Raw genomic sequence first — 21,080 nt, forward strand, 5'->3', positions numbered from 1 at the left:
TAGGCCTAGTGCCTACCCGCCTAGTGCCAGCCCGTCAAACCGCAAGCATCCGCCCAATGCTTGCGGTTTCTTTTTCTCCAACTCCGGCCTTCCCTGCAAACGATTCCCATTCACGGAGCGCATCGGCTGCGCCATCCAGCGCGGCTTTCAGTTTAGGTAGGGTTGCAACGCCGCACCGTCGCCCGGCCTCAAGCAGATCGGCGCGTCCAATATTTTCGCGTTTCCCGCCCACGGACAATTGTTGGCTGGCCGTCCATTTTCCCGCCTGCGGATTGTGGGCGTAGGTCACATCGAATGCGGGAGCCAGCTTCCATGCGCCCTCCGAGAGCAGGAAGCCGAAGTTCTTCGTGTGGTCGTCGCGGTTGCAGGCCAGAATGTTGAAGGCCATCCGGCGGAAGGCTTCGAGTCGGTGTGCCGGATCAAGCTCCAGAGCCCGGATCGAATCAAAGAGTTCGTCATAGGAATGGCTGTGGGCGCCGGGGGCGGCATAGGCCATGTGCGCCATGCCGAACCATGAGGCATAGTGGATTTTTCCGCCGTTGGAAGGTCGATCGAAGCGGCGGGTCATGAAATGTGCGCGTCCGCCTTCTTCGTACAGATGGCAATCCGCCATTTCGATGCCCGCTTGTTTGGCCATCAGCCAATAGGCATATTCGATGCGCCCATAGCCTTGCGGATCCCTGACGCCGTCGAAAGACTCGGACACGCCGTCGAATTTCATGAGCCAATGCTCGAAGCCGGGCGGGGCATCCGCTTGGCCGGAGCGCACTTCGTTGGTTTCCGGATTCCACGCAATAACCGCCTTGGCCCGCGCGCCGCCGGCGGATGTTCCAACCCGTAGGATTTCATTCAGGCCTTCTTCGTCCAGGGCTGCCGCCAGATGTTTCCGGTGGGCAAGAACGTTGGACGCAAGTTCAACGAGTCTTTCAACATCCACCTTTTCGGCCTTCGATGCCTTTCCGCGAAGGGCCGGCCGGAATTCCAGGGCGCCCATGCCACGGTTGCCGATATAGCACAGGCGGTCAACCGGGGAAAAGCTATCGAGGGGGCGGCCTTCCCGCCGAAGCCAATCATTAATCAGCGCATTGCCATAGGTGTCCGGCAGGCAGTCGGCCAGCAGGCCGGGAAGACCCGAGAATGACTCGTGCAGATTGGGGAATTGATAGGGGGCTTCGCGCAGGGGCATCATCAGCGGGGCCAGTTCTATGCCGTCATTGATGAATCCCCGGGTATATTGGAAAACCGCGATACGGCGGGCACAGTCCCAATACACCACACCGGCCTTTTGGCCCTGATAGAGTACGTCTGCAATCGTTTCGGCCATATCACCTAACCCTTTGACGTTGTTTTCCTGACAGCTTTTGCAACTCGATCGGGCTTGGTGCCGGGGCTGGAAGCAATTCCTCGAGGGCACTTGCCCAGCCCAGTTCCCGCAATACGCGGACGAGGGTTTCCGTGGAAACCGATCGGCCATTCTCGAGGGCGGAAAGCGTATCCGGACTGATGGCCGCGCGTTCGGCAAGCTCGCGTTGCTTGATGCCCGCCGCAATGCGCTGCTGGCGAACCCGTTCACCTAATTCAATCAGCTCTTTCATATAAAGCCGTAAATAATCCTGATAATCATTTATGTCAAGAATAATATTGGAAAAATTCAGGTTTATGTTTGGTGGAGTCCTCCTCCTTCTGCGGAGCCGCAAAGATTTCCCGTCCGGCAAACGTCCGTTGTAAAATCGGCGGGCGAATGTAGGTGAACCCGTTTTTCTTTTTGGGTAGGCTCTTCGCACATTTTGCAATTGTATTTATTCGGGGGAATGTCATGAAGGTTTTGCGTGTTCTGTTAATGGTTTCGTTGCTTCCGTTTTTCGTGTTTGGCGCGGAAGGGGAGGTGCCGCAACCGGAGGGCAAGGCGGAAAACTATTACCGCATCCTGCTGAAAAACCCGCGGCCGGGCTATCTGTTCGATCGCTTCTGCAACAGCTGGCTGGAAACGCACGACCTGAAGGAGCTGGAAGCCTTCCTTGAATCGAAACGCGACGAAGGGGCGGGCAACCTGTTGCTGCTGGCCATCTACCACGGCCGTGCCGGCAACAACGAAAAGGCTTTGGAGCTCTGCACCGAGGCCGCCAAGGTCGAGCCGGACAATCCCCGTATGCTCTTCTACCGGGCGCAGCTGCTCGAAGGTCTCGGCCGACTGGCCGAAGCCGCTGAGGATTTCGATGCCGTGGCCGAAGACGGCGGCAAGCTGCGCCCCGAAGCCCTGAAACAGCTGGGGCAGGTCTACATCCGCCAAGGGCTCGTGGCCGCCGGCATGCAGTCGCTCGAAACCCTGCTCAAGGAGGAGGGCAACGATGCCGGCCTGCAGGAGGAGGTGATCGAACTCAAGGTGGAGGAGGGCCTATACGACGAGGCGCTGGCCGATTGCGACCGGCTGATGAAAACCTCGAAGAACGCCCAGCAAAAGGTGATGCTCTCCCTGCGCAAGGCCTCGATCCTGCTCCGGCTCGAACGCCGCACGGAGGCGCTCGACACGCTCGATGCCACGCTGGATGCGGTGGCCTCCGGTAGCTGGCTCGAAAAGGAAATCCTCAGCCGCATCAGCCGCGCCTACCGGACACAGGACGACCTTTCGGGCCTGGCCAACCACTATGCCAAACTGCTCGAAGCCCACCCCAACAACCTGGCCCTGCTCCATAACCAGATCGGCCTTATGCAGGAGCAGGCCGACACCGACGCGGCGCTCAAGCATGTGCGCGCCCTTGTTCAGCTGGCGCCCATGGACGAGACGGTGCGCGAGTTCTATGTCGAGGTGCTGCGCGAATGCGAGGAATACACCGAGGCCATCGAAGTGGTTTCCGGCATGCTCGAAAACAATCCCGATAACAACGAACTCCGCATCCGGTTGGCCGGCCTCTATTTCCATGCCGACGAAACCGACAAGATCCGCCCGCTCATGCTCGAATACCTCGAACGCAGCCCGAAAAAGGAGTACGACTATTTCCGCGCCGCCCGCCTGATGGCGCGCTTTGGCGACAAAAACGACGCCACCCAGATCTACCTCGACTGCCTCGCCGCCTACCCCGACTCGCTCGAAACCCGCGAGGCGCTGGCCTACCACCTCGTGCGCCGCGGCATGGCCCCCATGGCCCAGGTGCATATCGACGCCATCCAGCAGCAGGGCGGCGAGGACGACCTCATTCGCGTCTCCGGCATGCTCTGCGGCGCGGGGCGCGGGGCGCGCGCCTATGAATTCCTTCTGGGCCGCATGGACGATTTCGGGCATAGCCCGCGCTATCTCGAGGCCGCCTACCAGGCGCTGCTGGCCACGCCGCAGGAGGAACGGCCCGATGGGTTCGAACTCACCATGCGCTGGCTGCGCGCTACGGATTCCCTCGAAGGCCTCCGCCGCTCGGCCTATGCCGTGCAGGACGAAATGCGCCGCAAGGAAAACACGGAGACCGTCCGCAAGGAGCTGGAGGCCAAGGCCAACCGCTCCGTTCCCGAAACCTATCTGCTGTGCCACCTGCTCAGCCGCGAGGCCGAGCCGGACAAGGCGTGGGCACTGGTCGATTCCGCGCTCGAACAGGATCCGGGCAACGTCCTGCTGCTGCGCATCCGCTTGGAGCAAGCGCGCCGCCAGGACGACCATGAACGCGCGGTCGATTGTCTCGAACGCCTGGCCGGGGCCGCCCCCGAAAAACGGCTGTCGTGGATCCGCGAGCATGTCGATGTGCTGCTGGAGGCCGAGGACTACGCCGCCGCCCTCGCCAAGCTGGAGCAGTGGAAGGCGATCTCGGGCGACAATCCGCAGGTCTATCTGCGCGAGAGCCGCATTCTCGAGGCGCAGGGCGAGCACGAGGAAGCCATTGCCCGCCTGCGCCGCGCCGCCTTCCGCCTGCGCGAGTTCACCGAGCTGCAGGAGCGCCTTGCCTCGCTCTACATGCAGCAAGGCAAAACCGCCGAGGCCGAGCAGGTCTACTGGTCGCTGATCGATGCCGAGGAGGATCTCGACCAAAAGCTGTCGCGTTTCGCCAAGCTGGTGGAGGCCGTCCGCTGGACGGATCGAATGACCGCCGTTACCGACCAGATGCGCGCCCGTTCCGAATCGAACAAGCAGTCGGTCTTCCCGCTGCTGGCGCTGGCCGAATGCCACCGGGCCACCTGGAACAACGAGGCGCGGCGCACGGTGTTGCTGCGGGTGCTCGAGATCAAGCCCGACGACACCAACGCCATGCGCGCCGTGGCCAAGGCCGAGGCCGAGGCCGGCAACCATGCCCGTTCGCTGGCGCTGATGCGGCAGGTGGCGCGCCAGGAAAAGAACGAGCGCGCCTTGCTGGAGTTGGCCGGTGCCCAGTTCCAGTATGGCCAGCCCGAGAAAGGGCTCGAAATCCTGCGGCAGGAGTGCGCGCTCGACAACGCCGACGACCTCGTCAAGATTGCCGGCGCCATGCTCAAGTTCGGCGCCGCCGAGCAGCTGGCCGACCTGCTGGCGGTGCGCCAGGGCGAATTCCCGAACGACTACCGCATACCCTTCCTATACGCGGTGGCGCTGGAGGAAACGGGCCAGCCGAAAGGTGCGGCCGAAATCTTCATGCGGTTGATGGCGGTCAATACGGAGCGCCCCGGCATCTCGAAGCGGACGCCGCAATCCGCGTCCAATGCCTGGTTCCCAACGGAGGAGCTGCCGGCCATCTCGCGCTTCATCCAGATAGTCCAATCGGAGCATACGGTCTATGCCTACCGCAACCCGCGCTTCCGTTCGAACCGCCCGTCCTCGCCCGAGCCACAGTCGCTTGAACAGCTCGAGACCTATCTGGTCAGCCATTTGAAAAGCCTGCGGCCCCAGCTCGATGAAAGCGGGCGGGAGGCCATCCGCCTGGCCATGCTCCAGGCCGAGGTACCCTATGTCGACATGATCATGGAGGACAACCTCGAGAACATCTACGTGAACAGCCAGTGGTGGAAGCAGATGCTCGAGAAGCATCCGGCCGATGCCGAGCTGGCCTACTTCGCCGCAGTGCTCGCCGTACAGCTCCGCACCCACGGCATGGGCTTCACCTTCAACGAAGACCAGCGCCGCCATCTTTATGAATTGCTCGAAGAGGACCACCCCGACGGCGCGCTCTTCGCCGTACTCATGGGCGACAAGATCGACGACGAACTGTTTGCGAAAATCCCCGCGCTGCTGGATCGGTGCGCCGAAGACGGCAAGAACCAGCGCGCCATCGCCAGCGTGTTGGAGCAGATGGCGGCCAACAACCTGCTCAACGATTCCTCCGACGAAATCAAGGCGGCCTTCGCGCGCTATGCCCGGAAGCTGCCCGACGACCAGTCCGAAGGGCGCATCCACATCTATGTGGCCCTGAAGGACTACGACGCCCTTGTGAAGGAACTCGTTGCGCTGGACGATTCCAAGGCGCCGGCCCGCAACCGCTACAGCGGGTTCGGGGCGGGCTACGGCAACCGTGGCTACATTGTTCCGCTTTCGTTCCCGCCGCAGGGGGTGCTCGATTCCCGCCTGCAAAGCTTCGGCGAACAGATGGACATGGAGATGATCAAGGCCTTCAAGACCATCGGGGATCCGGTGGTCCGGCTCGCGCTGCTCAACGAAGTGCTGGAGGAAAAGGAGCTCGCCGCCATCGTGGCCGAGATCGAGGCCAGCGGCAAATCCGGCTTCAAGACCAGCGTGCTGCTGGGCTCCTGGTATGCCGTTCGGCAGGACTCGCCCAAGGCGCTGGCCCACCTCATCCGCGCCCGGCATTCGGCAGCGTCCGCCGCCGCGCGCAAGCGCATCGATGGCGCCATGCTCGATTGCGCGCTGGTGCTTGACGAGATGACCGACGACCAGCGGCGCGAGCTCAAGGCCGCCGTGCTGCGCCTCTCCTCGGGGCACGTGGGCCAGCAGGATGCCACGGTGCTGGTGGAGCTGCGCAAGCAGCTCGGCATGCGCGAGCAGAAGGTCACTGCCGTCGCCAACATCGGCCGGGGTTCCTACATTTCCACCTCCTCGCGCACGCAGTCGGCCGACGACCGGGTGCGCAAGCTGCTGGGCGAGGGCAAGACCGACCAGGCCCTGCGCGAGGCCGCCGTCGTCCTGCGCCGCAGTGTGCCCGGCGTGATGATGCTTTCAAGCAACAGCGGCAGCGACTGGGAACTGCGCAACTGCATGAATGTCCTGGTGGAGCGGGAGAAAGGCGACCTCTTCGTCGAGGCGCTCGAACCCGGCGACGATGCCTCTCCCCGCAAACTGCTGGAGTTTGGCCTGGCGCTCGACTACATGGGCAACCCGGAAAAAGCGAAGGCGGTCTATCAACGGGTGCTCGAGGCCCAGCCCTCCTGGAGCGGCGTGCGCTATCGCCTGGCTTCCAGCATGGTCGGTCAGCCGGAAGAGGCCGCGGCGTTGCTGGCCGAGCTCGACCCGGCCCAGCTTTCCGAGTTGGTGAACCTCATGCAAAACAGTTTCTACGGCAATGCCACGATCGAGCAGAGCCTTCATAATGTCGAGTTGCTGGCGGCGCTCTGCCCGGTGATGCTCGAGGGCCGGCAGCCGATCCATGCCTCCATGTACCTCGACCTGGTCTCGCGCAATTGGCATGGCAAGGTGAAGGGCAAGGGCGAAACCTACAGCCTGCCCGGCCTGTTCGACGAAATCCTCAAGACCGAGGGCGACGGAAACAATGCCTACAACCTTCGCTTCCGCAAGGACGAGCAACTCGCCGCCGCCCACGAGCGCCGCAAGGAGATCTATCTCGGGCTGTGCGAGCTGTTCATTGCCCACAGTCAATCCGCCAAGGACGGCTTTTCCGGCAAGGAGCGCTACTACCGGTTCCATGGCATGGACACCGAGCCGCTCTTTGGCGAGGCCGAGGAAATTTTGCTGCGCGTCGGCCGGGATCCGGTGCAGGCCGGTTTCCCGACCATGTTCTACTTCAACAACGGCATCGACGATAAGGTGGGGCTGGAGGAATACTATGCCGCCGAATGCCACCGCCGGGACGAACGCGAGCGCTACCAAAAGACCCTGGAGGCCATCCAGCAGCCGGCCACGCGCAAGGAATTGGAGCGGCAGGCCAAGTATTATTTCGCCGACGAGGCCACCTTCCGCGAAATCCTCGCCGACGAACTGCGCCAAACCCGGAAAGCCTCCGGCATCTATGCCTTCCAAGTCGGTGCCCTATTCCGCGCCTACGAATCGTGCGGCCACACGTTCGACCTGACGCCGACCCTGGAGCTGCTGCTCGATCCCAACCAAAACCATTCGTTGTGGTCGGCGGGCGAATGGATGCAGCGCTGGATCGCCACCTGCCTGCAGCAAGGCCGGGACGACCGGGCGGTGGCGGCGCTGAACGCGTTCGTGGACAAGTTGTTTCCGCCCACCGAAATCAAGAAGCTGAAGCCGAAGGCGCCCGGCGATAATTCCTATCTCATGCCCAATACCCTCGCCGGGCGCGTCAATATTTTCGACGATGTCTTCACCGATCTCGATGCCGGTCTGCCCACCTGGTTCGGGCTGGTCGATGCCGTGAGCCCCATGCTCTACGCCCGTGCCGATGGCTACCATGTGCTCTCGCAGCTGTGGAGCAAGCGCAAACCCGTTACCGCCGAAATGGCCTTGGAAACCCCCTTCGTGAACGATTGGGAGACGTTCTGCTCGTATAGCTTCAACAGCAAGAAGAGCATTTTCGTCGACTATCTCAACGCCCTGGGCAAGCCGGGCAAGCTCACCGATGCCGTCAGCGGCATCCAGCCCCCCACCTTCGGTTCCCGCTTGCTGGGCATCATCGCCGAGTCGGAAGGCAAGCCGCCGGAGTTCATCGCCGGGCAGGCGCTGGAACTATGCGGCGAATACCTGGTGCAAATCGAGGCCGCCGAAGAAGCCCGCCGCGACGACCTCTTCAACCTGCTCGCCCAGCTGCAGGAAAAATACGCCTTCCAGGTCGATGCTTCCATGGCGACGAACGAGACGGCCCGGGCGTTCGCGCGCTACTTCAGGGAGCAGCGCGGCGATGCCAATGCCGAAGCCGCCGCGAAGCTGCTGGCCGCTCCGCCGGTTCGGCAGGCCGACAACACCTACCAGTTCAAGCGCGATGCCGGCGCGCTTGTCCGCCGGCTCGCCGGGTCGGATCCCGAAACCGCCGGTCGGATTGTCGACCGCATGCTCGAGGTGCTGCGGCTTTCCGAACGCATGGGCAGAAGCACCTCCGGCTCCCACCAGGGCATGGATAAGGATGTCTACAACGCCATTATCGATTCCGGCTCCCCCAACGAAGCCACCATTGCCTTTATGCTGGAGCATGCCTATGCCAACAAGCTGCCGGGCGGATGGCTGGAGCTGGGCGAAGCGTTCGAGGATCATTTTGCCGAACGCATCTACCACGCCGAGCGCAAGCGGCTCGAAGACGATGGCCTGGAAAAGGTGGAAACCCGCCGGCTCGCCGCGCGCAAGGCCATCGCCGAACTCGACCGCATGACCGCCACCAACGGTTGCCCGCCCATCCTCGCCGCCACCGCCTGGCTGGCCAACCAGAACGGGGTGCGCTCCAACCTCGTCGCCTGGCTCGAAACCGACGAGACCGCCGGGCTGAAGCATCTTGGAATCTATCGCTTTGTTGCGCGGGACGAAAGCTATGCCGAAGGTGCCGCCGCCATGGCCGCCCTCATCGAAGACGGGTGCGAACACGAAGGCATCCGCGCCGCCTTCGCCCTTCGGCTCTTTTCCGCCGGCCGCGAGAAAACCCTGGAAAACGAAGCCTTGGCCTTGGCCGCATTCAAGGCCGCGCAGGTGTTGCCCCCCGAGCAAATCCTGGCCAACGGCGGTGCCGGTAAGCTGGTGTCGAGCCTTCCTGCCGACGAAGCCACGCTCACGGCTCTCTATGAAACGTGGACGGCCGCCCAGAGCAAGCACCCCAAGTTCGGCGAGCAAAACAAGGCCGTCTCCATCAGGCTGGTCAACCTGCTCATCGAGGCCGGGCGTTTCCAGAACGCCGCCCATCTTCTGGGAGCCTGCAAGGATGCCTCGCTCTCCTCGCTCGTGGTCTGGAGCAAGCTGCGCAAGGGGAGCGAGGCCACCGACTGCATGAACGAGCTCATTTCGGAAAACCGCAAGAAGGCCAAGCTCATGGCTCCGGCCAAGGTGGGCTGGTCGACCGAGGACGCCGACTGGTTCCTCGACCTGGTCAGGATGTGGACGGGCGAGGACGGCCGCTTTGCGCGCATGGTGGTGGCCTCCATTCCGGTCGGCGATGCCGGGCCGCAGATCGACCTGGAGGATTTCGCCAGGCAGCTGAAGGACGAACCGTTCAAATCGAAAAACCTTGAGTTGGCGCTTGGCGATGTGCTGAGCCCGCTCGCCAAGGAGGGCGAACTCGATGCGGTGCTGTTCGCCATGTACGACCAAGAGACGCTGGTGGAATACCTGAAGAGCGGCCACGATCCGGGGCTCAGCCGGTTGATGGCCTATATCGCGGCACTGGTGCGCCTCGGGGAAAAGGACCGGATGGCTGAGCTCGGCAAGCTGCACGACGAACATAACAGCGATCCGGGGTGCGTCCATAAACGCGACCTGCGCGACGCCGTCCGCAAGGCCGAGCAAGACCTCGGAATCGACCAGGGCTAACAACTCCTCCACGGTTTTTTACCACAGAGAGCCTAGCGCGGCATAGCCGCAACCCAATTGTTTAGAACCACGGTAGACTGTAAATTAAAATGCCCAACTTTCCGTGGCGGCGAACATCTCATGCTGCAACCTCCAGAGCGAACAGTTCTTCTGCGGTTTTAAAATTGAGGATCTTGCGGGGATAGCGATTGATCCATTCCTCGATTCTTCGGATATCTGTGTTGGTAAACTTACCGATATCGCATCCTTTGGGAATGAACCTGCGTATGATGCGATTAGCATTCTCGTTGGACCCGCGTTCCCAAGACGAATAGGGGTGGGCATAGTAGATGTAGGTTCGGGGCGTCCGGGTCTTTACTGATTGCTCCAGAGCGACATAATCGAGGAACTCGCTGCCGTTATCGGCTGTGATGGATGTGAACATAACCCTGAACGCCTCCTTGCCCATGGAGCGCTCAATGCCGTTGACGGCACGAAGTACCGAGGCCTGGGTTTTGTCTTTTATCTTACGGATGATCAACTTGCGGGTTTTTCGCTCTACCAGGGTCAGCAGCGCGGCCTTTCCCGTTCCCTTGCCGCCAACTACCAGGTCGATCTCCCAGTGACCGCAGGCTTCGCGGCTGGTAACCTCCTCGGGGCGATCATCAATGCTACGACCCTGCGGGGTGCCGCGCTTGGCCTGCCGTCGGAGAGACTTATGCGTCTTACCCCGGGAGCGCTTTTCCCATAATGACTCGTTACTTACGCCAGGTATTTCGCCTTTATCAATATGATTGTAGATGGTTTTGGCACAGACAGCCTCATCCATGCCCTTCTGTTTCATACGTGCGGCCACGACCTCCGGAGACCACTTTCGTATGACGATATGGCAACGAATGAACTCTACGGCAGCACTGTTGGCCTTCAGCTTGACCGCAGGCCCCTTTGCCGTAGCATTCAGATCATGTACGTCTTGCGCCCGGTCCGCATTGTATACCCACTGCGTTGTCAGGTCGCTGTTGAGGTGTTCAACCTGTCCTTGCTTAATCTCACGATCGATAGTTCGCCGATCCCGACTCAGTTGGCTGGCTATTTTAGATTTCGCCATCCCTGCCTTTAAAAAGCCTTCTATTAAAATACGTTCGTTTCGGTTCAAGTGCTTGCCCTTACGTGATGGGATGTTACCTTTATTTTGCTCCATGCCGATGCTCCTATCCTCGTTTGTGGTGAATTGAAGAAAGGTTCATTCTGGCATGGGGCACTTGATTTCCAAACTGGGCATTTTAATTTACAGTCTACCATTGTTTAGAACCACTGATGAACACCGAAGACACGGACTTTTTTACCACAGAGAACACAGAGACACAGAGCATCCTAATCCTCTGAGCCTCAGTGTCCTCTAGCGCAGCGGGTGGTGAAAACTTGTCAGGAAAATAAGAAATTGACGGATAGTGTACGGAGGCACGGAGACCGTAGATAGTCTGCTGAAAAATGAAAATGCGATGTCCATCATGTAAGGCAGACACCGACTTCAATCGTCGGGGTGGTTGGTTCAACTATTCCAATGGGCTCGGTTCACCAGAGGAAAATTGTCCTAGGTGTGGAAAGCCGATGTCCACAGGCAGGCGTTTTTGGAATGAGCTGACGCTCTCGGATAAATTGCTGGTTTATTCTAAAGCAATATTCTGGATTCCTGTTGGAATGGTTTTCTTCATGTGTATGGGGTATCTGTACTCAATAAGGGTCTTCCGCTGAATCTGTGGGTAAAAACAAATGATTAACACACCGGACAACTTATCTGTAATGTGTGGTTTACCACAACAACACAACACAGAAGAGGTATGCCCGGTGCGAATCCAGACCTTACTCAACAGAGTTCATCCGCTCAAATCATTTGTTTACTCCGACTGCCGCTTGGAATTGCACAAGGCCGGCTTGCTTCTTGTGTCAGTGATCCTGCCCAGAAAGAACGGTAAGGTGCTGTGCTCGGGATGCGGGAAGTCCCGCAGGCTTTACGATCGACTCGAAAAGCGGCGGTTCGAATTCGTTCCGATTTGGAATATCCCGGTTCAACTTGAATACCGCATGCGTCGGGTAAACTGTCCGGGCTGCGGCGTGAAGGTCGAAAAGGTTCCGTGGGCGGACGGGAAATCGCATACGACGAAAGCGTTCCAACTGTTCCTCGCCCGTTGGGCACGCAAGCTCTCGTGGAAGGAAACCGCTGAATCGTTCTGTACAAGCTGGGATACGGTCTTCCGCTCGGTCAAGGCCATCGTGGCCTACGGGCTCGCACACCGTAACCTTGAGAACATCACGGCCATCGGCGTGGACGAAATCCAGTACGGCAAGGGGCACCAGTACCTCACCGTGGTCTACCAGATCGATGCGGGCATGCGCCGCCTGCTTTTCATTGGCCGGGAACGAACGGCCAAGACGCTGCTGAAAATCTTTCGGGAATTCGGCAACGAGCGCTGCGGCCGTCTCCAGTTCGTCTGTTCCGACATGTGGAAGGCCTATCTCAAGGTCATTCGCAAAAAGGCTCCCCAAGCGTTGCACGTGCTGGATCGCTTCCACATCGTTCAGCATCTGAACAAGGCCGTGAACCAGGTGCGGATCGACGAGGTCAAACAACTCAAGCAAGACGGCTATGATGAGCAGGTGCTCAAGCACACCAAATACTGCTTTCTAAAGAATCCGGAAAACCTCACCGAAAACCAAGCGGTCAAACTCGATGAAGTCCTCTCCTACGACCTCAAAAGCGTGCGGGCCTACCAGCTCAAGGAGAGCTTCCAGTTCTTTTGGAGCTACGCAAGCCCGTACTGGGCGGAATGGTATCTGGAAAAATGGTGTGCCCGGGCCATGCGTTCACGGTTAGAGCCGATCAAGAGTTTTGTTGGAACGATCCGACGGCACCAGCCGCTGATCATGAACTGGTTCAAAGCCAAGAAGGCCTATTCATCGGGCGTTGTTGAGGGTTTGAACCGCAAAGTAAATCTGGTAACGAGAAAAGCATACGGCTTTCGGAGCTATGAAGTGCTTGAAATAGCCCTGTTTCACACCATGGGCGAACTTCCGGAGCCAGAAGTAACCCACAGATTTTGCTGAAGAGGCCTCAATAAAGAGGAGTGCCAGGAATGGGATGGAACCCATCATGACGGAGGAGGAATCAGCACAGTTCTTTGCCGACAACTACATTGCAGTTCTACTATTTGCATTCGTTGCATCACTTGCAGGAAATGTCACAACCATCAAATTAGTGATTAAATCAAACACCGTAAGAACCCGCGGTTGGGTGTAAAATTGGCGGAACTAGCATTTAAGGCTCACCGGATAAACGTAAGCATAAAGGAATAAATATGAAGAAACGAACCATCATCATACTTTCGATCCTGCTAATCCTGATCCCGGCATTATTCGTTGTGATCAAGGGCTCCCTTGTTATGCATTCTGTTGTTCATAAAGAAGAAAAACGGTTCTGTCCCCCGGCGCCTATCGATCTCGTTCAGCCAAAGGATCGGAAACTCATAAAAACAGGCGACCTTTCATTTGAATGCGCAAACCTAGGCGAAACCCGACGGGAGATTGAGGCCGCCGTGAAGCAACATGGCGGCTTTATCGTCAACGAGAGGTTGTACCATGGCTACAACAAGAAGACCTCCAATCAAGCATTGAAGATACGGGTTCCATCCGAACGCTTTGATGCGTTGGTTGCTGACATATCCAAGGGAGCGCAACGGGTAGACCAACGAACCATTGTGATTGAGGATGTTACCGAGCAGTATATCGATACGGAAACCAGACTGGCGGTCAAGTGCCAGCTGGAGACTCGTTACCGGGAGCTTCTGACGGAAGCCAAGACGGTCAAGGATATCCTGTCGATTGAAGAACAGTTGGCAACGTTGCGGGAAGATATTGAAAGCGCAGAAGGCAAACTCAAGCGACTGGATGACCAAGTTGCGCTGAGCACATTGGATGTTACCTACTATGTTAGCTTGGATGAATCGCCTGAGTTTGCCCGGTATTTCCGGAATGGATTGGGGAATGGATGGGAAAACTTGGTTTGGTTTTTTGTCGGCTTGCTTAACATCTGGCCATTTATCCTGATCGTGGTTTTGCTGGTTGGCGGTTTCATATACCGCAAAAAACGGAAAACGAACTAGGGGGATTCCGGGCACCCGTTAGGCCGGCCTTGCGTAACCGTTTGGGGTGGGGGTGGGCTTCGCCTGCGGTTCGAATAACACGGGCGCAGGGGTTGACAGGCTGTGCCAATGGTCTTATGTTCCAAGCCGTTATGAGAAACGAATTCAACAACCTTCTACTAGGCCTACTACTCGCTGGGAATGATCCTGTGGAGGCCGTTTGCCTGTAGGTTGCTGATAAACTCAACCAATTTGATAAACCTCCGCCGGGCAACCCGCGGAGGTTTTTTTTGTTTGGCAGTAATGAGGAAAAGAAGATGAAAACGACAACGACATATTGGAACCCGTTGGTCGAAGCGAATGAAGGCCGGTGGGAGGAAATGGAAGGAACGGATGGCAACATGCACCAGATCACGGTGGCCGAGGATCCGGCAACGGGCGACTACACCCGCCTGACGCGCTTCAAGGACGGGTATTCAACCGAGTCCTTCGGCGCGAAAAGCCATTCCTATCCCGAGGAAATCTTCATCGTTTGCGGGCGGATCTACGACGAAGCCTTTCGACTATGGCTGGAGCCCGGAACCTACGCGAGCCGTCCGCCGGGCGAAGTGCACGGTCCTTTCCGGGCGGATGGCGATGCCGTTGTGCTGGAAATGTCCTTTCCCAGCCAGTCAATTGAGTGATTTAACTGTTATTTAAATGGATAAGAAATACGGGGTTGGTTAGGTTATGCCCCATTTAGGAGAGAGAACATGAGTGTGCCAAAATACAAGATTCCGGAGATGATCGATCTTCCCGACCGCCAATGGCCGTCGAAGAGCATCACCCAGTCACCGCAATGGTGTTCGGTGGATATGCGCGATGGCAACCAGGCGCTGCCGGATCCGATGGATCCAGACCAAAAGCTCGAATATTTCCAAATGCTCTGCGAGATCGGCTTCAAGCACATCGAAGTTGGGTTCCCGTCGGCGAGCCAGGACGAATTCGACTTTTTCCGCAAGCTCATCGAAGAGGATCTCATTCCCGACGATGTGTTCATCATGGGGCTCACGCAGTCGCGCCCGCACCTGATCGAGCGCACGCTCGAAGCGTTCAAGGGGTGCAAGCGCGGCATCGTGCACGCCTACATCGCCCCCTCCGACCTCCACATGAAGCAGGTGTTCGGCATGGAGCGTCCGCAGCTCATCGAAACCGCGGTCGCCGCCACCAGGCAGATCCGCGCGCTTGCCGACGCCATGCCGGAGTCGGACATCCGCTATGAGTTTTCGCCGGAGGAATACACCGATACCGACGTCGATTTTTCGCTCGAACTCTGCGAGGCGGTCTTCGCGGCGTGGGGCAAGGGTACGCCCGAAAAGCCGGTGATCATGAATCTCCCGGCAACCGTCGAGCGGCGTCCACCGAACCATTATGCCGACATGATCGAATATTTCTGCCGCAACTTTTCGAAGCGCGACTGCATTACGGTCTCGCTCCACTCGCACAACGACCAGGGCATGGCCGTGGCCGCCACCGAACTTGCGCTCATGGCCGGTGCCGACCGCGTCGAGGGCACGCTCTTCGGGCACGGTGAGCGCACCGGAAACGTCGACCTCGTGACCTGCATCAACAACCTCTATTCGCGCGGCATTGATACCGGAATGGATTTTTCCGACCTCGGCCACGTGGCGGAAACCGTTGAACGCCTCACGGGCATGCCGATCTACTATCGCCAGCCCTATGCCGGCAGCTACGCGTTTACGGCCTTCTCCGGTTCGCACCAGGATGCCATCAACAAGGGCGTGCACAAGCTCAGCGAAGCGCCCGACCGCTTCGGCATGGGCTGGAAGGTGCCGTATCTCCACATCGATCCGTCCGACCTCGGGCGCAAGTTCGAGCGGCTCATCCGCATCAATTCGCAGTCTGGCAAGGGCGGAATCGCGTGGGTGCTCGAACAGGATTTCGGCATCGAGATCCCCAAGGCGATGCAACCCGAGCTCGGCAGATATGTGCAGGCCTACAGCGAAAAGGTGGGGCGCGAAATCAGTGCCGACGAAGTGCACCAGGTGTTCCAGAGCGAATTTGTTGCGCCGGAAGGGCCGTACGAACTCATCGGCTACTGGCCGCGTCCGGACGACAACGATCCAACCTTCATCCATGGAGAGGTCAAGGTGAAGGTGAATGGCGGGGAAAAGGTTGTTTCCGCCGACGGGAACGGCCCCGTTTCCGCTTTCGTTGCCGCGATCAACCAGATTGTCGAGGTGGACTTCACGGTCGACGACTACCACGAGCAGGCGGTCGGCAAGGGCGCCGATGCGCAGGCACTGGCCTATGTGCCGCTCAAGCTCGAGGGCAACGGCGTTGTGTTCGGCGTCGGTGCCGATTCGAATATCAACCAGGCCGCCGTCCGCGCCATCGTTGCCGGCCTCAACCGCATCGCGAAAAAATAACAAACCACTAATCGACACTACGATTCACTAATGCCTGCCTCTAGGAAGGGGCGTGAATCCAATTAGTGCCGATTAGTGAAAATTAGTGGTTTCAAGAAGGAGTTGTTGAATGAATCTGAGTGGACATACAAAACCGTTTGCCGTGCTGGGGCATCCGATCGGGCACACGTTGTCGCCGGTGATGCATAACGCATCGATGCAGGAATTGGAATTCGATGGAATCTATCTCGCACTGGATGTTCATCCCGACCGCCTGATGGAAGTGCTGCCTTCCATGGAGCTAATGGGCTTCGCGGGAGTGAACCTCACGGTCCCGCACAAGGAGGTCGCCTTCCGCGGGTTGGAAAAACTGGATGCCAGTGCCAAGCTGTTCGGTGCCGCCAACACGATTGAATTTACCGAAGACGGCATGGTCGGCCACAACACCGATGGCTACGGCTTCCTGAAGGCGCTCGAAGAGGCTTTCGGTAAAACCGTCGAAGGCGATTCCATCTTTGTGCTCGGTTGCGGCGGGGCAGGGCGGGCGACCGCGCTGCAGGCGGCGACCGAGGGTGCCAGGTCGTTGGTGCTGGCCGACATCGATGCAGAGCGTGTGCAAAAGCTGGAAGACGAAGTCAAATCCCTGGCTCCAGCCGTGGAGATTAAGCAAGCGTTGGACAAGGCTAAGCAAATCGAGCTATGCCGCGAATGCGACCTGGTGGTGCAGGCCTCGCCGGTGGGCATGAAGAAGGACGATCCATCGTTGCTTCCTCCGGAGGCGTTCCGCGAAGGGCAGCGTGCGTTCGATCTGATCTACATGTATCCCGAAACGGCGTTCCTAACCACCGCCCGCGAAGCTGGCGCGGACATTGCTAATGGTCTGGGTATGCTTTTGCATCAGGGTGCGCGCGCCTTCGAGATCTGGACGGGCACCGAGCCGTCGGTTCCGGCGATGCGCAAGGCCTTGGAAGACGCGGTTTATGGTGAGTGACGCGTGACGATTGAGGCGTGATTGAATTCTGGTCAGGAAATCACGACTCACGTTTCACGGCTCACGAGAAAAAGGATCGATTGGGATGGGATTCATAGATTGGTACTTCACCGTTGTGGTGTTCATGTTCGGGGCCTGCTGGGGCAGTTTCCTAAACGTGTGCATCTACCGCATTCCGGCCGAGCTTTCGGTGGTCAAGCCGCGCTCGCGCTGTCCGAAGTGCATGACCGATCTTGCGTGGAAAGACAATATTCCGATTTTCGGATGGATCTTCCTCGGCGGAAAGTGCCGTTATTGCAAGGTGCCGATCTCCCCTCGCTATCCCTCCATTGAACTGCTGACCGCCATCCTGTTCACATGGGTTTGGTTGGTCTTTCCCGTCATGGTCGAAGACGGCTTCGATTTTCGGTTTGTTCCCTACTGGGTGATGGTGTTCGGCCTGATCCTCGGAAGCATGGTCGATTTCGATGAAATGTGGCTACCGGATCGTTGCACGATCGGTGGGATGATTATCGGCCCCATTTTCAGTTTTTTGATTCCTGCCATGCACGGTGCCGAAACCCATCTCGGTGGTCTGATCGATTCTCTGATTGGTCTGGCCGTTGGTTTCGGTTCGCTCTGGTCGGTTTCGGTCATTGGCAAGCTGGTGCTGAAAAAGGACGCCATGGGCTTCGGCGACGTTAAGTTGATGGGGGCGCTCGGCGCGTTCCTGGGCTGGGAATCGATCATCTTCATCGTTTTTGTCTCTTCATTGATCGGAACCATTGTCGGCGTCTCCTTCATCGCCGCCGGCAACAAGGAGTGGCAAAGCAAGATTCCGTTCGGCCCCTATATAGCGCTGGCGGCCGTGGTCTGGATGCTCGGTGGCTCCGTCCTTTGGGATGCGTATCTGGCTTGGATGCAGGGAACCGCTTATTAGTTGTTCTTGGGGTTGGCCTTTTCCCTCCCTTGTTGCTATCCATTTTCTCAACCGGAGGTTGATATGGATGGATATAGTCGAAGGAATTTTGTGGTGCCATTGCTGGGGAGTGCGGCCCTGGCCTCAACGGTGCAGGCAAACCATCCCGACGCCCCCCCTCAAATCAAGCTCGGGAAGACGGGCATCGAAATGTCGCGCATGGGCTTTGGCACGGGCGTGAAATCCGGACGCAAGCAGTCGGCGATGACCAAGCTCGGATTCGAAAAGTTTGTCGGGCTGTTCCGCCATTGCTACGACCGCGGCATCACTTTTTTCGACCTGGCCGACTGGTATGGCTCGCACCCCTATTGCCGGGAGGCCTTGCGCCACATTCCACGCGAAAACGTGGCCATCATGACGAAGCTCTGGTTTCGCAGCGACGGGAAAATTCCCGAACTGTCCGTCCAGCACCGCCGACAGTCCACCATAAAGGCCCTGGAACGGTTCCGCTATGAACTCCAAACCGACTACCTAGACATGGTCTTGCTGCATTGCCTGGTTAAGCCCGACTGGGTGGAGGAAATGCAGCCCTACATGGATGTGATGAGCGAGGCGAAGGCCAAGGGGCAGATCAAGGCGGTCGGGGTTTCCTGCCACAACTTCGGCGCCATGCAAACCGCCGCCGAGCTTCCCTGGGTGGATGTCATGCTCGCCCGCCTGAATCCGTTCGGCGTCATGTGCGACGCCACACCGGAAGAAGTGCATGCCCTGCTGCAGAAGGCCAGGAAAAACGGCAAGGCCATCATCGGCATGAAGATCTACGGCGAAGGCAAGCTCGTCGACAAGCGCGAGGAATGCATGCAATACGCACAATCCAACGGGGTGTTCGATGCCATGACCATCGGCGCCGTCTCGCCGGAACAGGTCGATGAAAACCTTGCGCTCATGGCCAAATATCCTGCCTCCTAGGCGAGCAGTCGGAGCACAAAAAAAGCTCCCCGATAGAGGGAGCTTCTGCCGTTTTCCACGGGATGGAAAAACTAGCGACGGCCGCGACGGCTGTTTGCCAAACGCTTTTTCTTTTCGCTGGGCTTTTCGTAGCAACGCTTCGCGCGCATCGTCTTCAGAACGCCTTCTTTGTCCAGCGCCTTCTTCAGGCGGCGGAGGGCGCGGTCAACGCTTTCGCCGCGACGTACTTTTACTTCGCAAGTTTCTTGTGCCATGTCTAAATTCACCTCCCCCAGTCGTTGGGGTCTCAAAAACAAGGGGCGAAACCTAGGGAAATGGAGACCCTAAGTCAAACGGAATATGCGCTTGATTTAGAGCAACTTGCGGTTGGTGCCCCGGACTAGTCGGTTGCCAGTGCGGCCAGCTCCGGATTGAGCGGGGTACCCTTGTAGATTTGGTTGAGGATCAAGGTGCTGATGCCCTGCAACGCACCAAGATGCGGAAGGATTTCAAAATGCACGTTCGGGTGGTTTTCCTTTTCCTCGGCGATCAGCTTCGGGATGTCGTTGACCACATGGGTGCCGGCGGCGAGGAAGTAGGGGAAGACCTTGATTTCGGTGGCGCCGGAATCGACGAGGTCGGCCACGGCGGAGTCGATCTGGGGGCTGGAGATCTCCAGGAATGCGCTGGTAACCAGGTCGAATGCAGGCCCCGAATTCTCGTCGATGCGCGTCGCAAGACGGCAAACTTCGTCATTGGATTCCTTCCGGCGGCTGCCGTGGGCGACAATCAACAGTGCTTTCATGGTGTCTCCTAATAGTGGAGCCAGAAGTTTTTCCGCTAGCTCAGATTACCGATAATAGACACCATGGGGAGGAACATGGCAATCACAATTGTCCCGACAACCAATGCCAGCAGTACGATCAGCACGGGTTCGATGATGGAGCTGAGGGCCGCGACGGTGTTGTCGACTTCGTCTTCATACATGTCGGCGGTTTTCAAAAGCATGGCCGGCAGCTCGCCGGTTTCCTCGCCGACCTCCACCATGCCGCCGAAAATGGGCGGGAAAATGCGGTTGGCCTCGACCGGGGCGGCCATCGGCTCGCCCTCCTTGATGTTGTCGTGGATGTCCTGCACGGCATCGGCCACGATCTCGTTGTTGCAGGTTTCCTTCACGATGGTGAGCGCCTGCAAAACCGGCACGCCCGACTCCATCAGGGTTCCGAGCGTACGCGCGAAGCGGGCGAGCACCGCCATGCGGGTCAGGTTGCCGAACAGCGGAAAGGAGAGCTTGAGCGTGTCGAGCACAACCCGTCCAAGCCGGAAGCGCTTCAAGACCGAAACCAAAACCGCAACGCCGGCCAGGATGGCCAATCCGTAGGGCCATTGGTGCTGGATGCGTTCGCTCACCCCCATCACGAAAAGGGTCAGCGGGGGAAGGGAGCGCCCTTCGAGCATGTCGGCGAAGATTTTCTCGAAGCGGGGAATGATGGCCACCATCAGGAACACCATGATGCCCGAGGAGGCCAGCAGCACGACCAGGGGGTAGGTCATGGCGCTTTTGACCTTGTTCATGATCTTTTGCGCCTTTTCCATGTAGGAGGCCAGGCGCTCGAGCACGACATCCAGGATGCCCCCGGCCTCGCCGGCCTTCACCATGTTGATGTAGAGCTTGTTGAAGATGCGCGGATGAAGGGCGAGCGCATCGGCAAACGTGCTGCCGCCCTCGATCGACTCGGCAATCTCTCCGACCGCCTTTTTCAGCGCGGCATTCTTTTCCTGCCGCTCCAGCACATGCAATCCCCGCAGCAGGGGGAGGCCGGCGTGGATCAGCGTGGCCATCTGGCGCGTCAGCACCATCAGCTGCTTGGGGCGAACCACGGTCATCGAGGCCGGCAGACGAATTTCCAGATCCAGCCCCGCGCCGCGCGCCTTTTTCTTGCCGGCGGCCGGGAGCTGCAGCTCGGTGCCGGTCACCTCGGTTGGGAAGAGTCCTTTTCCCTTGAGCTGGGCGGAGGCCGCCGCCTGGTTCGGTGCGTTAACGGTGCCGGTCTTTTCGGCGCCGTTGATGTCGTGGGCAATGTATCTGAATTTGGGCATGTTT

Annotated in this window: 14 protein-coding genes; 8 read left to right on the top strand and 6 right to left on the bottom strand. The window is 58.7% G+C overall.

The annotated features are described in order from the left end of the window. Positions 1 to 34 precede the first annotated feature (34 nt). Positions 35 to 1,324, bottom strand: a complete 1,290-nt coding sequence (locus tag E9954_RS17565; RefSeq protein WP_168442365.1) for a type II toxin-antitoxin system HipA family toxin — start codon at positions 1,322 to 1,324, stop codon at positions 35 to 37. Position 1,325: 1 nt separating this feature from the next. After that, positions 1,326 to 1,595 carry a helix-turn-helix domain-containing protein gene (locus E9954_RS32595; RefSeq protein ID WP_168442366.1) on the bottom strand — a complete coding sequence of 90 codons (270 nt, stop codon included), beginning with the start codon at positions 1,593 to 1,595 and terminating at the stop codon, positions 1,326 to 1,328. Positions 1,596 to 1,816: 221 nt separating this feature from the next. Here E9954_RS32595 and E9954_RS17575 point away from each other — a divergent pair, with 221 nt between their 5' ends. After that, positions 1,817 to 9,613, top strand: coding sequence for a tetratricopeptide repeat protein (locus tag E9954_RS17575; RefSeq protein ID WP_136080602.1), 7,797 nt, complete (start codon positions 1,817 to 1,819; stop codon positions 9,611 to 9,613). Positions 9,614 to 9,731: 118 nt separating this feature from the next. Here E9954_RS17575 and E9954_RS17580 read toward each other — a convergent pair whose 3' ends face one another. Continuing rightward, on the bottom strand, positions 9,732 to 10,793 hold the full coding sequence (locus tag E9954_RS17580; protein WP_136080406.1) for an IS30 family transposase: 1,062 nt from the start codon (positions 10,791 to 10,793) through the stop codon (positions 9,732 to 9,734). 647 nt (positions 10,794 to 11,440) lie between these two features. Between E9954_RS17580 and E9954_RS17585 the strand changes: the two genes are divergently transcribed. From E9954_RS17585 to E9954_RS17615, 7 genes are all read left to right on the top strand, one after another. Next, the gene (locus E9954_RS17585) at positions 11,441 to 12,697 is read left to right on the top strand and encodes an ISL3 family transposase (protein WP_136080603.1); all 1,257 of its coding nucleotides are present in this window, start codon (positions 11,441 to 11,443) and stop codon (positions 12,695 to 12,697) included. A 251-nt stretch (positions 12,698 to 12,948) separates the two neighbouring features. Then, positions 12,949 to 13,752 (top strand): DUF4349 domain-containing protein, encoded by an 804-nt coding sequence (locus E9954_RS17590; protein ID WP_136080604.1) that lies wholly within the window; start codon positions 12,949 to 12,951, stop codon positions 13,750 to 13,752. A gap of 296 nt (positions 13,753 to 14,048) precedes the next feature. Then, positions 14,049 to 14,414 carry a cupin domain-containing protein gene (locus E9954_RS17595; protein ID WP_136080605.1) on the top strand — a complete coding sequence of 122 codons (366 nt, stop codon included), beginning with the start codon at positions 14,049 to 14,051 and terminating at the stop codon, positions 14,412 to 14,414. Positions 14,415 to 14,483: 69 nt separating this feature from the next. Beyond that, positions 14,484 to 16,160: a 2-isopropylmalate synthase gene (locus E9954_RS17600; protein ID WP_136080606.1), complete on the top strand. Its 1,677-nt coding sequence runs from the start codon at positions 14,484 to 14,486 to the stop codon at positions 16,158 to 16,160. A gap of 109 nt (positions 16,161 to 16,269) precedes the next feature. Then, positions 16,270 to 17,130, top strand: coding sequence for a shikimate dehydrogenase (gene aroE / locus E9954_RS17605; protein WP_136080607.1), 861 nt, complete (start codon positions 16,270 to 16,272; stop codon positions 17,128 to 17,130). Between the two features lie 85 nt (positions 17,131 to 17,215). Then, complete coding sequence (locus tag E9954_RS17610) at positions 17,216 to 18,049, top strand: prepilin peptidase (protein WP_136080608.1); 834 nt, start codon at positions 17,216 to 17,218, stop codon at positions 18,047 to 18,049. A 63-nt stretch (positions 18,050 to 18,112) separates the two neighbouring features. Continuing rightward, a complete protein-coding gene (locus tag E9954_RS17615; RefSeq protein WP_136080609.1) occupies positions 18,113 to 18,997 on the top strand; it encodes an aldo/keto reductase in 885 nt (294 codons plus the stop codon). Positions 18,998 to 19,068: 71 nt separating this feature from the next. On the opposite strand, the gene rpsU is transcribed toward E9954_RS17615, so the two are convergent. From rpsU to E9954_RS17630, 3 genes are all read right to left on the bottom strand, one after another. Further along, positions 19,069 to 19,251 carry a 30S ribosomal protein S21 gene (gene rpsU, locus E9954_RS17620; protein WP_136080610.1) on the bottom strand — a complete coding sequence of 61 codons (183 nt, stop codon included), beginning with the start codon at positions 19,249 to 19,251 and terminating at the stop codon, positions 19,069 to 19,071. A gap of 125 nt (positions 19,252 to 19,376) precedes the next feature. Continuing rightward, positions 19,377 to 19,781 (bottom strand): sirohydrochlorin chelatase, encoded by a 405-nt coding sequence (locus E9954_RS17625; protein WP_136080611.1) that lies wholly within the window; start codon positions 19,779 to 19,781, stop codon positions 19,377 to 19,379. Between the two features lie 35 nt (positions 19,782 to 19,816). After that, positions 19,817 to 21,076 (bottom strand): type II secretion system F family protein, encoded by a 1,260-nt coding sequence (locus E9954_RS17630; protein ID WP_136080612.1) that lies wholly within the window; start codon positions 21,074 to 21,076, stop codon positions 19,817 to 19,819. Positions 21,077 to 21,080: the final 4 nt, after the last annotated feature.

Source organism: Pontiella desulfatans, assembly GCF_900890425.1.
Classification (GTDB): Bacteria; Verrucomicrobiota; Kiritimatiellia; order Kiritimatiellales; family Pontiellaceae; genus Pontiella; species Pontiella desulfatans.